Origin of the sequence: Sphingobacterium multivorum (assembly GCF_039511225.1) — a bacterium.
In the GTDB taxonomy this organism is placed as follows: Bacteria; Bacteroidota; Bacteroidia; order Sphingobacteriales; family Sphingobacteriaceae; genus Sphingobacterium.
Genome location: NZ_CP154261.1, coordinates 5,807,056 through 5,821,552 on the forward strand (window position 1 = coordinate 5,807,056; position 14,497 = coordinate 5,821,552).

Below are 14,497 nucleotides of genomic sequence, written 5' to 3' on the forward strand. Positions count from 1 at the left end.
TTCCATAAAATAAAATCAAAAACTTTCATCATAGTTCTTATTTGTGGTTTGCAGCGTATGTTTGTACGATTGAGAAACCAGCTTCGTCGATAGAGTAAGTTAATTTATCGATTTTTGCAGTAAAGATGTTATACAATACAATAGCGAATGTTGAAGTCGCGATACCAGTTGCTGTATTGATCAAGGCCTCAGAGATACCGTTTGCCAATTTAGCTGAATCTGGAGCACCACCTGTAGCCAATGCCGAGAACGCTTTGATCATACCTGTTACTGTACCTAATAGACCACATAATGTACCGATAGAAACTAATGTAGCGATAACGTTCAAGTTTTTCTCTAACATTGGCATTTCTAATGCTGTAGTTTCTTCGATTTCTTTTTGAATTGCGATAGTAGCTTTTTCAGTGTCAACGTTAGGATCTACTGATACTGCTTTGTATTTCAATAAACCAGCTTTAACTACGTTTGCTACTGAACCTTTTTGTTTGTCACACTCAGCGATTGCTGTGTCGATGTTTCCACCATTAATCAAAGTTTGGATTTTTCTCACAAAGTTTCCAACATTTCCTGTACCAGATGCTTTGTTAATAACGATTAAACGTTCTACTGAGAAAACCCATACCATTAAGAATAAACCAAGCAAAACAGGTACGATAGCCCCAGCATGGTAAACCATTCCTAAGTAGTTACCTGGATTTGGAGCATTTTCAGGATTGTTGTCAACGAAGTTAGTTGGATTACCCATCACAAATTTCCATACACAGAAACCCACGATGAAACAGATGATGATTGCAGCTTGAGCAAAGAAAGATCCTCCGTTGTTGCTCTCTTGTTTTGCAGCAGTTTTAGGTGCGTTTGCCATTTTTCTAATTTTTAGTTTTTTACTGTTGTTTAAATATATAATGTTGTTTAAATTATATGCACTCTTAGTCGCTTTTGAAATCAATTTTGCAAAGCAAATTTAATATTTAATGTCAAATTTAAAATATTCCTCTTAAATACATAAAAAAAATCAAATTTGTTTTTTCAAACTGAACACACCATTAATCCGTGTTATTTTTCTCAGCAGTTCCCGTTATATAATCATTATTACTCTATGCTAAATCGCTTATTCGCAATAATTATTTTACAATGAAAGCCATTTTTTTTTTGATATGCAAGAAAATCAAGGATTTTAAACGACAAAAAGTAAGTGATTACTCATGTTTTGAAACAATCAAACGCGCGTCATTAAAGGTATATTTCCCTAATAAACAACTCGTTAGATTTACCACAATTATCCCTGATATACTTGTTTAACCACCAACTAATTTCACGCGATACCCCTCTTTAAGTAACAAATCATAGATCTTTTGTTTAAACTCGCCTTGAATGATGACCTCGCCGTCCTTCACGGTTCCGCCAACTCCGCACTTCGTTTTCAACAATTTACCTAAACTTTCCAAGTCTTCCTCTTTCCCAACAAATCCCGTTACTAACGTAACAACTTTCCCTTTTCGCATTTTCCGGTCAAGCTGCACTTTTAAATTTTGCTGATTTACAGGTAAAGTATCTGCTTCCTGAAAAAAATCAGCCAGCTGATAACTGAAGCTGTCATCTGTCGAATATACAACGCCCTCGTAGGACTGTTTTTTATTTTTACTCATGATCTTAACAAATTATCTTTAATGCTTTTGGCATAATGGAAATATCCAGTTTATCGCCAAGTTCGATGGGTTCACCGTCTACGTGGACCGGTGACACCTGATCGACTTCGATCTGTATGTTCTTCCCTGGAATAATCTCAACATAGCTGGATTGATCTGCCGATTTATTAAAAAGATGAAAAATCATCTTGGGCAAAATATAAAGTGGAAATTTGTGTACGATACAGACATCCAAAATACCATCGTTAACGGAGGCTTGTGGCGCGATATAGGCATTATTCCCATACTGTGGTGAATTTGCCACACTGATCATAAAGGCTTGTCGTTCGTATACCTTTCCATCAATAGTCAATTTATAGTGCGCCGGCTGGTATTTACTGAGCACATTAAAAACTGACTTCATATACCCCAGAGGTCCACGAATATTTTCATTGGCAAAATTTTCACTCACGGATGCATCAAAGCCCAAACCAGCTATATTAAAAAACCTTCTATTATTAATAATACCACAATCAACCTCAATCGATTCAAAACGATTAATCCGGCGGATAGCGGCAGCCTCATTCATGGGAACTCCCAAATAAAGTGCTAGGCCATTACCAGAGCCCTCAGGAATAATACCCAACGGAATGCCCGATCCAACCAAAGCAGAGCCCAATTCATTGATCGTACCATCACCGCCGACCGCTATGACAGCATCATAGCCTTCCTCAATGGCTTTCAAACCAATTTCGTAAGCATGGTTGGGTCTTGCGGTCTGTTGAAAAGTGGGGTCAAATTTCTGAAGATCAAGCACATCGAGCACTTGCTTTTTAAAAGAAGTTTTATTTTTCCCCCCTGAAATAGGATTAATAACAAACAATATTTGTTTACGTTCTGACATATCCAAAGATAGCGGAAATTACCAATTTCTTAAAATAATGTAATCTTTATACCTGTCGGCACGTTTTCACATGCTTTTAAAAGTTAAAATATAAATTTGATTTTAAATACTCCCTAAAGTATTGTAGCTTTGTCGCACAAAAAATAGAATGTGGACTGATTTGCGTGCTGTTGCGTTACAAGGCAACGACAAGGAGATTGCAACCACAGTAAAAAAGTGCTAAAAACCCTTCGCTGTCACGGCTCTTATCACTTTGCTGTTATTTCATTCTAGCGCAAATCCAATATTAAAAATTACGTAAAGCATGGCTTATTTATTTACGTCAGAATCTGTTTCTGAAGGGCATCCAGACAAAATTGCGGATCAAATTTCAGATGCATTAATAGACAATTTTTTAGCTTGGGACGAAGATTCGCGCGTCGCTATTGAAACGCTGGTAACAACTGGGCAGGTTGTCCTTGCTGGGGAAGTTAAATCAAACATATACCTCGATGTTCAAAAAATAGCCCGTTCGGTAATCCAAAAGATTGGCTATACCAAATCTGAGTATATGTTCGAGGCGAACTCATGTGGTGTCCTTTCGGCGATTCACGAGCAATCTGCTGATATTAATCAAGGAGTAGACCGCAAGACAAGACAGGAGCAGGGTGCGGGTGACCAAGGTATCATGTTCGGTTATGCCAATAACGAAACCGAAAATTTTATGCCTTTGGCATTGGACCTTTCGCATCGCTTACTTTATGAATTGGCCGAGCTGCGTCGCGAAAATAACGAAATTAAATATTTGCGCCCCGATGCAAAATCTCAAGTTACCCTGGAGTATAGCGACGATCACAAACCAAAAAGAATTGACGCCATCGTCATCTCTACGCAACATGACGACTTTGACACCGAACAAGCCATGTTGGATAAAATCACACATGACATCAAAACAATCTTAATTCCACGTGTTAAAGCACAATTGAAACCCGAACTTCAGTTGTTATTTAACGATGAAATTAAGTTTCACATCAATCCAACCGGAAAGTTTGTTATCGGCGGACCTCATGGAGACACCGGTCTTACCGGTCGTAAGATCATTGTCGATACCTACGGCGGCCGAGGTGCACATGGTGGTGGTGCTTTCTCAGGAAAAGATCCATCAAAGGTAGACCGTTCTGCAGCTTATGCAACCCGTCATATCGCCAAAAACTTAGTGGCAGCGGGTGTTGCAGATGAAATTCTCGTACAGATTTCCTATGCAATTGGCGTAAAAGATCCAATGGGAATCTATGTAAATACCTACGGCACGAGCAAAGTCAACCTGACTGATGGCCAGATTGCGGAAAAAATAGCCCACTTATTTGACATGACGCCATATGGAATTGAAACCCGTTTGGGGCTGAGAAATCCAATTTATTCAGAAACTGCAGCCTATGGACACATGGGAAGAACACCAAGAAAAGTAACCAAGGAGTTCGAAAGCTCGACAGGCGAGAAAAAGCAAGTCGAAGTTGAACTGTTCACTTGGGAAAAACTGGATTATATCGACAAAGTAAAAGAAGAGTTTGGTTTATAAGGGCCAGACGTCCATCAAAATAGAATGGGGCTGTCCAAGTTTGGATAGTCCCTTTTTTATACAACTTTATACCCTCCCTTCACAGCGCCTTCTCAGCACTCTATTCTTAAACAGTTTGAACCGACTTTTATACCCAGGCTATTGGTAAAATCACGCAGGTTTTGTATCTTAAAAGTTCTAAACCGTTTCAATCATGAAAAGACGCAATTTTCTTCTGGCACCAATGGTGCTCGTAACTGCCCCAACATGGGCAAATAATGTTCAATCGGATGAGGATATCCAACCAACCACCATTGTCCACGTTGTGAATTTTTGGCTAAAAGAAGATCTCAGTGAAAAAGAAAAAAAGAATTTTGTTGGATTTTTTGAGGAACTGCGTAAAATCGACGTCATCAAAACACTTAACTATGGAATTCCAGCCCATACAAACCCGCGACCTGTCGTAGACAACAGCTTTGACTATACGTTGATCGTCACTTTCAAAAACCTTCAAGATATTACCCGCTACGAGACACATCCGATTCATTTAAAAGCGATCGAAAAATATCAGCATCACTGGACAAAAGTCATGGTGAAAGATACTTCCATCATTAAATAAGGCCCCGTGCCTTAATTTCCAAATATTTATTGATGGAGTTGATGGTCAGATTTTCGGGCGCTGTATAGATAGTCTGAAAGCCGTTGCGAATCAGTTCTTGTACAATAAGCTGTTTTTCATAGATAAACTTTTCAGCAATGACCTGGTTGTAAATATCAATGGTTTTTTTGGGGGCACTCTTGGCTAACTCTTCAATTTCCACATTTTTAAAAACAACGATGACGATGATGTGGCTCCTATTCAACATCGACAGATAATTTATCTGACGTTTTAAGGAGTCTAAGGTCTCAAAATTGGTATAGACAAAAATAAGCGACCGCTTGTTAATATGTGCATTGGCATAACTATATAATCTTCCAAATTCAGACTCCTCAAATTTGGTCGACACCTGATATAGTGCTTCCGAAATTTTATGCATTTGATTATTCCTCTTTTCTGCCGCTATAAATGCATTGATATCTTTTGAAAAGGTTAATAATCCGGCTCGGTCCTGCTTTAAGATGGTCGCATTGGAAAGAACAAGTGCAGCATTAATGGAATAATCCAATAAGGTAAGACCGTTGAATGGCATACGCATTGCCCGGCCCAAATCAATAAATGAATAGATCGGCTGAGACTTCTCTTCTTCGTATTGATTGACCATCAGCTTCTTTACTTTTGCGGACGCCTTCCAGTTCATATGCCTATAATCGTCCCCCTGCACATACTCTCTAACATGGTCAAATTCCATGGCTGAACCAATGCGTCGAATACGCTTTATACCCAGTTCATTTAACCTGTTACTCGTTGCAAGCAGTTGATATTTTCTAAGCTGAATATAGGATGGATAACAGGGGATTTCCTGTTCCTGATTCGTAACAAACCTTCTTTTGAAAAATCCGAAACGCTTAACCAAAGCCATACAACGACCAAACTGATAAATTCCCCTTTGTGTGGGCCGCAAGGAAAACGAAATTTCTGAGCGCTGAAAGGCGGGTAAAGTGGCTTCAAAATCCTTGTCCCGAATTTGAAGCTGTACCGGGAACTCCTCCAAAATATCCACTTTTGTTGCAAATGGATAAAAAGAGCTCACCATAAGCTTCATCGGGTTTTCATCTCCGTTGGATAATTTTTCAGGATATATCCGTGTGATTTCAATTTTACCCTTTCCTGAGAATAAGACAATAAAATCAAAAGCCAAAACAGCCAACCAGATCCAAAAGACAATCCAGGCCACAATCAACAATCCTTTGATGAAAAAAGAAAATGTAAAGAGTGTAGCCACCCCCAATAGGGAGTAGAAGAATTGATTTGTTAGAAAGAGCTGTTTTAGTTTCTTCATTATCTAGGAATTTCTACAGAATTAATGATTTGGTCGATGACATAGGCGGTGGTAAATCCTTCCATTTCCCTTTCTGGAGTCAACATGACACGGTGGCCCAGCACGGCGGACGCTACCCTCCGAATATCTTCAGGAGTAACAAAGTCCCGGCCTGTCAACGCAGCTGAAGCCTTTGCTGATTCCAGCAAAGCAATAGAAGCCCGCGGTGATGCACCTAATGTCAAACTTGGATTCGTTCGTGTTTTTATAATAACTTGAGCAATGTAAGTTAGCAACTCCTCGTGAACAAAAATAGACTTGATCAATTTCTGGAATTCTAAAATTTCTGTGGCCGAAACTACAGCCTGAACCTGATCCTCTTTATTTTGTGCTTTTTGAGCATGATGCTCCTTCAATATTTCCAATTCCTGTTCAAGTTCAGGATAGTTCACATTGATCTTAAACAAGAAACGGTCGAGCTGAGCTTCCGGCAGTCGATAAGTACCTTCGTGTTCGATGGGATTTTGCGTCGCAAAAACAACAAACGGCCCCGGCAATTGATAGGTTGTTCCATCTACCGACACCTGTTGCTCCGCCATGCTTTCAAAAAGTGCTGCCTGCGTCTTTGCCGGAGCACGATTGATTTCATCGATTAAAACAATATTTGCAAAAATAGGCCCTCTACGAAATTCAAATTCATTACTTTTCAAGTCAAGTATCGACGAACCGGTTACATCCGAGGGCATTAAATCCGGTGTAAATTGAATCCGCTTGAATTCACTATGAATCGTTTTGGCGATCAATTTTGCGGATAATGTTTTCGCCACCCCGGGTAAGCCCTCGATCAAAGAATGCCCTGAGGCCAAGATCGAGATTAAGAGCATGTCAATCAATTGATCCTGCCCAACGATGACTTTTTTCACCTCCGACTTTACCTGCGCCATTTTATCGAATAAAACCGAGACATCTATTCGGTTTTCAAAAGATATATATTTATCGAAGTCACTCATATCATTTTTGCTTTATGTTTAAACTCTTCTATTGTATCATTAATCAATTTGAGATCAGCCACATCATGTTGTTTAGCATCTTGCATACGAACAATCAGCCTGATTAAAGACTGTGTCTCTACGAGCGGAACTCCAGCCCGCTCAGCCAGTTCTTCACTGAACTCCTCTTCCCGCAACATCAGCGTGTCCAAATGAAACCGCATCCGAAGATCGTGCAGGAAGTAATCTATTTTTTTTGCGACCATATTACCTGGTGCGCCATTTTCATAATATAAAGTGGCAATGGTTCCACAAAAGTCCTTCGAGAGATTCGGTTCTGGGCTCACGACCGCCACAGCCCGTTGCTCACGTCTACTTCGAAACACAAGCAAAAGGACTAGCCCCGCCAACAAAACATACCAAGCTTGCCTAAGACCATCGTTCATAAGCAATACACGCAAAGGTGTCCGATATTGCTCCAGATTCGCTTTAAAATCATACCAAGCGATCGGCTTATCATTTAGATAAGATAACGACTTAGCAACATAGGCATATTGCGAAGCGGAATTCAGCAAGTAATAGTTTCCAAATAAATCAGGAGTCAGGTGCAGATAGAATGTCCCTTTACCGAATTGAACGGCTATGAAGTTCGGTAACGTAAATTCCTTATAGGTAATCGCGCCCAAAATGGTCGCATGTTTAGGAAGTTTTTTGAATACTTCGCCAAGATCTGATTTACTATAATGAATTTTATTGTTATCGTTCATCAAGCGCACACGCAGCTGGCTTTTTATATTCACACCTTTTTTAAAACCATAGAAGTTATCTGTTTTCAACCCGAGGGAATCCAACAGGTAAGGATCAATATCCTCGGCTACAATCATTGCTTTCCCACCCCGGTTTACATAATCCAGTAATTTATCTTCCGCTGCTTCACCCATCGAAAAATAGGAGGTATAAAAAAATAAGTTAGCGTCGGTTTTCTTTGTACTGTCCAAATATTCATACAATGGTCGCTCAATCGTTGTGTTCTTTTGATCAATGATATGCTTTAGTTCTTGACGTAGCACATAAGCGCCAAAAGGATTTTTATCTTTTGCATCAAAAGTCCGATCCCAGATAATCGGTTTCTTACTTGTTGCATCGATAAGGGCTATTAACACTAACACAACAGTCAATAATATCAATCCAAATTTTACCGATCCCTTCATTTAATTTGTTTTTGATATTGGTGAAACAATTGCTGATATTGATTAAAATTGTCCTCTGTTAATTCAAATTGGCCAAACCAGACATAATCAAATATTCTTGTACATTCCGCAAATCCGCGACGGAGCTCCTCGTTTTGAATCTCTTGTGTAAATTCAGCATTCGTTTTGCTCAGCTTCCATTTGATATGATCGGATTGCGCTAGTTTCTGAATATTCAAGAGCTGTAAGTACCGGATACCCAATGCATAATTCCTTTGGGCAATAGCCTCCTGAATATAAGGTTCCAGGTTACTATTCATCAGGTTTCGCTCCACATACGCTAAAACGTCCAGTTCACTCTCCTCTTCACTATGCTTAACAAAATATTGTTTTCTGTTGTAGAGCACTTTATAAAGAATAAACGCTAATGCGATGACAGCTAAGAAGGCAAATACATAGCCAAATTCTTCCCGAAATTTATAAGGATTATCGGGCATGATACTTCCGATCCAATCGGCGAGCCGGGCAAGGATGCGTTGCAATACGCCCACCCGATCTTTAATATTTTCAGAATAAACAAATTCGTCCGTCTCGTAACGTTTGATAATATCCTGATAAGGATCCATTTTAAACGAACGTTCTTCGGTATATTTTGGGATCGAATCAAATAATGCTGGGTCCCACAGGTCAATTTCGTCTTTTTCCTGTTGGCCATTGGGTGCCTTTACTGCAGAATCAATGCGGAGAGAATCTGCTCCCACCAAAGTAGAATCTATTTGCACATTAAGTGAATCAATCCTACCGCTGTTGGAGTCCGTGTCCCTTGGCTTGGGATCACAGGCATACATAACCGACAAACAGGCAATGCAGAAAAAAGACAAGAGTTTATTCATCTTTTCCTCCTATCTTTTCGATCATGCCATAAATACGTTCTCCAAATTTGAGATCCTTGGCTGTTTCATAAATAATACCATTGGCCAAAACACCGGACATATAAAGAAATAGCGTAAATAGTGTGATAAATAAGCCTCCAAATGTCATCAGGAGTTTTCCCCAGGATGAGTCAAAGAAAGCGGCATCTATTCCAAGGAAGTTGAATGACAAAAGCCCCATGATAACCAACGGCACAATGGAAATCATCATGACAGCCATTTGAAAAATAAAGTTCACAATGTAGGTTGCGATACCGTATTGAATCAATTTTTTGCTCAACATGACATAGGCATCTGTAAAACAGCTTCCCAGATCCGAATAACCTTCCCGATAAAATAGAAAAGAGCAAAACAACCATATCCCAACCATCGAGCCCAATATACCAATGGCAAAACTTCCAATAAAAGGGATAAATGCACAAATCGCCGCTACGATTGCCAGTGGGATAAAGACAACGATTAAAGCCAATATCATGGCAATCAAAAACATAAAGTATTTACCGAGGTTAGATCTGAAATTGCTGAATACTTCCGATCCTGAAAACGCTGTGCTTTTACGTTCTTTGAGTAGCATAAAATACTCAATGGAAATACCATAAACGTACAATCCCAAAGCAATCAATGCCAAAATGAGTAATCCAGCCCAAGTAAAAGCATCAATATCCTCAAAAGAATCGCTATTGGCCGAAAAAGTGATTTTTGTAGAGAGAAAATAGTAAACTAAAGCAATCGCTGCTAGGGGAACCGCAGATAAACCAAAAATAGTAGAAACAAAGTGCTTATAGATCAATTTAAAAAGATCTATGAAACTTTGGATAAAGTCTCCCACCTTACGTTCTTTTTGAAACTCAAAATCTATTTCCATTGAAATCGTTTTGCTAGTCGATAAGGATTAATAACATAAAAATAAAGGATAGCCAGTACGGACAAAACGATGATCAATAAGCATAACCAAATTGACGCATTATAATACCGTGTCACAAAACCTTCCAATGTACCGGCTATAATAAAAAAAGGAATCGTGCTGACTAAAACTTTCATCGCAATCTTTGCAGTACGAACAAAAGATGTCAAACGTGTAAACGATTTGGGAAATAGAATGCTATTACCGATGGCCAGTCCACATCCCCCTGCCACAATAATTACCGAGATTTCAATGGTACCATGAATCCAAATCGCCGACATGGCTTTCCCCATAACGCCATACTGGAAAAACATATGGTGAAATGCACCAAGCATAATACCATTGCTAAACAGCACATAACCTGTCCCTACACTGAAAAATAGTCCAGCAGCAAAGGCCATAAAAGCAACCCGCACATTATTAATCGTAATCCAAATCGCTGATCCAAAGTTGCTTCCTTTTCCATATACCGCAGCAGGATCACCTGCTTTTATACTTTCTATCGTCGAATCGACATAGTAGTCACCTAAAATAAGCCGAATAAAATCCATATCGTATACAGACGATACAAAACCAATGACTGAAGCCAAAACAAAAATTAAGAAGGAGTACAACAAAGGTCTACGGATTGACCAGATTGCCTGCGGTATCTCTTCATTGATAAAAGATTTAAACTTATTATTGGAAGCTTTTTGATCTTTATAGATTTTCTGATGTACGGTCACAGCCAGTTCATTCAGGTAAGCCTTCACCTTACTTTCAGGGTAAAAAGTTTGTGCATAAGCCAGATCATTGGTGAGCTCAATATAATTTGAGGCCAGTTCATCTGGATCAACCTGCATATTAATTGATAAATTATTTTCAATTAACGCCCATTTTTCTTTATTTCGTTCTACAAAGGATGCTTCTCTCATTAATTTTTTTAACTGGCTCAACCAAATATATGAAATATCCATCATTGAAAAGCACAAATTGGAGCTAAAATGACCCAGATATGCTATATTGCTATTAAATTCAAATAATTTACATATGAATAAGCTTGAGATCAATACAGCACAAAATGTAAAAATCGAATATAATCTTGCCAGTCTTGGTTCAAGAATGATCGCTTTTGCAATAGATTATTTTATTATAGTCTGTTATTATTTCTTTTGCTTTTTCCTATTGGACAGTATAAATAGCACCAGCGGAGATCCTTATCTCTTTTATGGTATTATGATGGCATTGACGTTGCCCGCGTTTTTTTATACATTGATTACCGAAACTGCCTTTGGCGGTCAGACAGTAGGCAAGAAGATCATGAAAATAAAGGTCGTTAAACTTGACGGTTCGCGGGCCAACTTTTATCAATACTTGTCCAGATGGAGCCTATCTATCGTAGATATTTGGATGACGATGGGCGGTGTCGCCATTACTTCGATCGTTTTATCCAAAAATGGACAACGCATTGGAGATATTGCCGCGGAAACTTCGGTTATAAGCCTCAAACCTACTTTAAAATTGAGCGACACAATCTACGAAGAGACTTTTGACAATCATCCAATTTTATTTCCGCAGGTTATCAAATTGAGCGACAAGGATGCCAATTCGGTCAAAGAGATCTATCAAACAGCTTTTGACAGAAGAGATGTAGGAATTTTAACAGCTTTGGTACAACGTCTTGAAGCGGTTATGGAAGTCAAACATCCTGAAAAAATGACTCCCAACGACTTCGTGCTGCAGGTCATGAAAGATCACTATAGTATGTTTAAGGACAAATAGTTTTTACGCTCCTAGTTGATTCTGCATTCTCTCGGTTAAAAAACGGATATCGATCGGAGCTTGTTCGGTGTTTCTTCGCTTGCAACCGAAGAAGTACCGAACGAGCTCCGAACAAGCACCGAAGAAGCACCGAGTAATCTCCGAAATTGATCGCTATGTCTTATCCATTTTTACAGGTAATTCTTAATGTGATTCCGATTTTTCGTTCATAAAAAATGCCCTCAAAAAGTTGGACACTTTTTGAGGGCACAGCAAAATAATTCCTTTTTTATACTGAATATTATGTTACGCGGTCACTGAAGCCGCAGAAGTCTGCACCTGACGGTCGACTTTCTTTACTAAGCCTTGCAATACATTGCCTGGGCCAACTTCTACAAAAGCTGTTGCACCATCGGCCAACATATTTTGTACCGTCTGCGTCCATCGTACAGCGCCAGTCAATTGCGCAATCAGATTTTGTTTTATAACCGCTGGATCTGTCTGTGGTTTGGCATCGATATTTTGATAAATCGGACAGCTAGGCGACAAAATATCTACAGCTTCTATAGCCGCTTGCAATTCCACTTTGGCAGATTCCATCAATGGTGAGTGAAATGCTCCACCCACATTTAGCTTTAATGCGCGCTTAGCACCAGCCTCGGTCAATAAAGCACAAGCTTTATCCACCCCTTCAATAGATCCCGAAATCACCAATTGTCCGGGACAGTTATAATTCGCTGCCACAACAACGTCATCAACTTTAGCACAGATATCTTCCACTATAGCATCTTCCAGACCTAATATCGCAGCCATCGTTGAAGGCTGAAGCTCACATGCTTTTTGCATCGCATTGGCGCGTTGTGCAACCAATTTCAAGCCATCTCCAAAGCTCAATGCTCCTGCTGCTACCAAGGCTGAGAACTCACCCAATGAGTGGCCTGCAACCATATCCGGTTGAAAAGACTCTCCCAATGCTTTTGCCAAAATGACCGAATGCAAGAAAATAGCCGGTTGGGTTACTTTGGTCTGTTTCAACTCCTCGTCTGTACCGGAAAACATAATATCCGTAATACGGAATCCTAAAATATCGTTAGCCTGTTCGAACAAAGCTTTCGTTTCATCATTTAAGTTATACAGGTCCTGCCCCATTCCAACAAATTGGGCTCCTTGACCAGGAAATACATATGCTGTTTTCATCCCTTATATTTTTTATTCGTTTATTTGTCTGCTACCATAGGTATTGAATCTGCCTTTTGCAGTCAATGGTTGATGAGAACGAATTCCCCTAAGCGCAAACTTAGATAAATTGCTTTTTATATGCAATATAAATTCATTTCAGCCAGCTATTATTCCTATTCTTGGCCGATCGATCCACTACCTCTTACGGAATATTGTAGGGCCTTAAATTCAATCTTCGGGAACAAAACTAAGCGACAACATCTTCTTCGGATCAAATACATCTTGTGCTATTTCCAGCAACTCTGTACTCGTCAAGTGCTGAATCTTTTCAATGACTTCATCCAATAAGATAACACGATCATAGTCCATCACATTTTTTGCCGCTGATATAATCATGCTCATACGGTTCTCTTCTGTTAGGGCAATTTGTCCGATGAATTTTTGCTTTGCTTTCTTAATCTTCGTCTCGGAAAGTGGCTGTTCACACATCTTAGCAAGTTCTTTAAAGACAAGTTTTTTAGCCTTCTCCACTTTTTCCTCATCTGTACCAAGGTAGATACTAAACAAACCTGTATCCGAGAATATCGTATAGTTCGATTCTATCGTGTAGGCAATTCCATATTTCTCCCGAATAGACAGATTCAGAATAGACCCCATTCCCATGCCACCAAGCATATTGTTCAAAAGCAATAGCCCTGTCTTACGCTCATCACGATAACCATATGCCAAAGATCCAAGCATGTAATGAACCTGATTAATTGGTTTTGCAACAGCAATATGCTGTTCAATAATCGGATTGACATCATTTCTGATCCGCATAATTCTATTTGCTGGAACCCCACCAAAGATCTTGTGCAGCAATTTCTCAACCTCTTTGAGGCTATAATTGCCGGTGATACCGATAACCATTTCATTGGTATCGTAATTTCCCCGCATAAAATCGTCGATATCGTTCTTTTGTAATGCAAGGAGCTGATCCTCCAATCCCAGAATATTGTGTCCCAATCCGGAGCCCTGAAATATAAGGTCTTCGAAATCGTCAACGATTGACTCTTCGGGACTATCCAAGTAAGAAGCCATTTCATCTACGATTACAGACTTCTCCTTATCCAATTCTGTTTCGGGGAAAGTGGAGTGAAAAAAGATGTCCTCAAAAAGATCTAATGCACGATCTAAATAAGGACGAAGTATAGACGCATGGACGCAAGTATATTCCTTCGTTGTATAGGCATTCAAATCTCCCCCAACCGATTCCAAATGATTTATAATCTGCTGTGTAGAACGTCTTTCCGTCCGCTTAAATAGTAGATGCTCAATAAAATGGGCAACACCGAACTTCCCCACAGTCTCATCCCGAGACCCGGCGTTGATTACCATGCATACATGTGTAACCGGTAAATTCTGATATTGAAATACTACGCGTATTCCGTTTGAAAGTCTAATAATTTCGTATTCCATGCAGTACAAACTTGCTGTAGCTTCTTTTAGTTTATCTATTTTTGCGCGCCCACTAACCTTGACCATCTTCTCCGACAAAAAATATATAATCTATCATTTTTTGCCACTTTGCTCAATCTT

Annotated in this window: 14 protein-coding genes; 3 read left to right on the forward strand and 11 right to left on the reverse strand. The window is 39.4% G+C overall.

Annotation, left to right across the window (positions count from 1 at the left end; all coding sequences use genetic code 11):
- Window positions 1-37: 37 nt before the first annotated feature.
- From AAH582_RS24210 to AAH582_RS24220, 3 genes are all read right to left on the reverse strand, one after another.
- Window positions 38-862: a MotA/TolQ/ExbB proton channel family protein gene (locus tag AAH582_RS24210; protein WP_046673067.1), complete on the reverse strand. Its 825-nt coding sequence runs from the start codon at window positions 860-862 to the stop codon at window positions 38-40.
- 433 nt (window positions 863-1,295) lie between these two features.
- A complete protein-coding gene (locus AAH582_RS24215; protein WP_046673066.1) occupies window positions 1,296-1,646 on the reverse strand; it encodes a translation initiation factor in 351 nt (116 codons plus the stop codon).
- 4 nt (window positions 1,647-1,650) lie between these two features.
- On the reverse strand, window positions 1,651-2,529 hold the full coding sequence (locus AAH582_RS24220) for a diacylglycerol/lipid kinase family protein (protein WP_046673065.1): 879 nt from the start codon (window positions 2,527-2,529) through the stop codon (window positions 1,651-1,653).
- 304 nt (window positions 2,530-2,833) lie between these two features.
- On the opposite strand from AAH582_RS24220, the gene metK reads away from it, so the two are divergent.
- Together metK and AAH582_RS24230 are read left to right on the forward strand one after the other, a co-directional pair.
- On the forward strand, window positions 2,834-4,087 hold the full coding sequence (metK, locus tag AAH582_RS24225; protein ID WP_046673064.1) for a methionine adenosyltransferase: 1,254 nt from the start codon (window positions 2,834-2,836) through the stop codon (window positions 4,085-4,087).
- Window positions 4,088-4,280: 193 nt separating this feature from the next.
- Window positions 4,281-4,685 (forward strand): Dabb family protein, encoded by a 405-nt coding sequence (locus AAH582_RS24230; RefSeq protein ID WP_046673063.1) that lies wholly within the window; start codon window positions 4,281-4,283, stop codon window positions 4,683-4,685.
- Here AAH582_RS24230 and AAH582_RS24235 read toward each other — a convergent pair.
- The 6 genes from AAH582_RS24235 to AAH582_RS24260 are packed head-to-tail and all read right to left on the reverse strand — an operon-like array spanning window position 4,678 to window position 10,914.
- A complete protein-coding gene (locus tag AAH582_RS24235) occupies window positions 4,678-6,006 on the reverse strand; it encodes a DUF58 domain-containing protein (protein ID WP_343320811.1) in 1,329 nt (442 codons plus the stop codon). The two genes, AAH582_RS24230 and AAH582_RS24235, sit on opposite strands and share 8 nt — an antisense overlap.
- Complete coding sequence (locus AAH582_RS24240; RefSeq protein ID WP_201639975.1) at window positions 6,006-6,995, reverse strand: AAA family ATPase; 990 nt, start codon at window positions 6,993-6,995, stop codon at window positions 6,006-6,008. The genes AAH582_RS24235 and AAH582_RS24240 overlap by 1 nt, the downstream gene beginning before the upstream one ends.
- On the reverse strand, window positions 6,992-8,185 hold the full coding sequence (locus AAH582_RS24245; RefSeq protein WP_046673060.1) for a DUF4350 domain-containing protein: 1,194 nt from the start codon (window positions 8,183-8,185) through the stop codon (window positions 6,992-6,994). Before AAH582_RS24245 ends, AAH582_RS24240 begins: the two co-directional genes overlap by 4 nt.
- The gene (locus AAH582_RS24250; RefSeq protein WP_343320812.1) at window positions 8,182-9,057 is read right to left on the reverse strand and encodes a DUF4129 domain-containing protein; all 876 of its coding nucleotides are present in this window, start codon (window positions 9,055-9,057) and stop codon (window positions 8,182-8,184) included. The genes AAH582_RS24245 and AAH582_RS24250 overlap by 4 nt, the downstream gene beginning before the upstream one ends.
- The gene (locus tag AAH582_RS24255) at window positions 9,050-9,961 is read right to left on the reverse strand and encodes a hypothetical protein (RefSeq protein WP_046673058.1); all 912 of its coding nucleotides are present in this window, start codon (window positions 9,959-9,961) and stop codon (window positions 9,050-9,052) included. Before AAH582_RS24255 ends, AAH582_RS24250 begins: the two co-directional genes overlap by 8 nt.
- The gene (locus tag AAH582_RS24260; RefSeq protein WP_046673153.1) at window positions 9,952-10,914 is read right to left on the reverse strand and encodes a stage II sporulation protein M; all 963 of its coding nucleotides are present in this window, start codon (window positions 10,912-10,914) and stop codon (window positions 9,952-9,954) included. The genes AAH582_RS24255 and AAH582_RS24260 overlap by 10 nt, the downstream gene beginning before the upstream one ends.
- Before the next feature lie 115 nt (window positions 10,915-11,029).
- Here AAH582_RS24260 and AAH582_RS24265 point away from each other — a divergent pair, with 115 nt between their 5' ends.
- Window positions 11,030-11,761: an RDD family protein gene (locus tag AAH582_RS24265; protein ID WP_046673057.1), complete on the forward strand. Its 732-nt coding sequence runs from the start codon at window positions 11,030-11,032 to the stop codon at window positions 11,759-11,761.
- A 285-nt stretch (window positions 11,762-12,046) separates the two neighbouring features.
- On the opposite strand, the gene fabD is transcribed toward AAH582_RS24265, so the two are convergent.
- Both fabD and AAH582_RS24275 read right to left on the reverse strand, forming a co-directional pair.
- Window positions 12,047-12,937 carry an ACP S-malonyltransferase gene (fabD, locus tag AAH582_RS24270; protein ID WP_046673056.1) on the reverse strand — a complete coding sequence of 297 codons (891 nt, stop codon included), beginning with the start codon at window positions 12,935-12,937 and terminating at the stop codon, window positions 12,047-12,049.
- Window positions 12,938-13,147: 210 nt separating this feature from the next.
- Window positions 13,148-14,377, reverse strand: a complete 1,230-nt coding sequence (locus AAH582_RS24275) for a M16 family metallopeptidase (protein ID WP_343322373.1) — start codon at window positions 14,375-14,377, stop codon at window positions 13,148-13,150.
- Window positions 14,378-14,497 lie beyond the last annotated feature (120 nt).

Bases quoted from the DNA above. Each gene is read 5' to 3' on its own strand.
- metK (WP_046673064.1), top strand. From the start codon at position 2,834: ATGGCTTATTTATTTACGTCAGAATCTGTTTCTGAAGGGCATCCAGAC.
- AAH582_RS24235 (WP_343320811.1), bottom strand. From the start codon at position 6,006: ATGAAGAAACTAAAACAGCTCTTTCTAACAAATCAATTCTTCTACTCC.
- AAH582_RS24250 (WP_343320812.1), bottom strand. From the start codon at position 9,057: ATGAATAAACTCTTGTCTTTTTTCTGCATTGCCTGTTTGTCGGTTATG.
- AAH582_RS24255 (WP_046673058.1), bottom strand. From the start codon at position 9,961: ATGGAAATAGATTTTGAGTTTCAAAAAGAACGTAAGGTGGGAGACTTT.
- AAH582_RS24230 (WP_046673063.1), top strand. From the start codon at position 4,281: ATGAAAAGACGCAATTTTCTTCTGGCACCAATGGTGCTCGTAACTGCC.
- AAH582_RS24260 (WP_046673153.1), bottom strand. From the start codon at position 10,914: ATGAGAGAAGCATCCTTTGTAGAACGAAATAAAGAAAAATGGGCGTTA.
- fabD (WP_046673056.1), bottom strand. From the start codon at position 12,937: ATGAAAACAGCATATGTATTTCCTGGTCAAGGAGCCCAATTTGTTGGA.
- AAH582_RS24215 (WP_046673066.1), bottom strand. From the start codon at position 1,646: ATGAGTAAAAATAAAAAACAGTCCTACGAGGGCGTTGTATATTCGACA.
- AAH582_RS24245 (WP_046673060.1), bottom strand. From the start codon at position 8,185: ATGAAGGGATCGGTAAAATTTGGATTGATATTATTGACTGTTGTGTTA.
- AAH582_RS24275 (WP_343322373.1), bottom strand. From the start codon at position 14,377: ATGGAATACGAAATTATTAGACTTTCAAACGGAATACGCGTAGTATTT.
- AAH582_RS24220 (WP_046673065.1), bottom strand. From the start codon at position 2,529: ATGTCAGAACGTAAACAAATATTGTTTGTTATTAATCCTATTTCAGGG.
- AAH582_RS24210 (WP_046673067.1), bottom strand. From the start codon at position 862: ATGGCAAACGCACCTAAAACTGCTGCAAAACAAGAGAGCAACAACGGA.
- AAH582_RS24240 (WP_201639975.1), bottom strand. From the start codon at position 6,995: ATGAGTGACTTCGATAAATATATATCTTTTGAAAACCGAATAGATGTC.
- AAH582_RS24265 (WP_046673057.1), top strand. From the start codon at position 11,030: ATGAATAAGCTTGAGATCAATACAGCACAAAATGTAAAAATCGAATAT.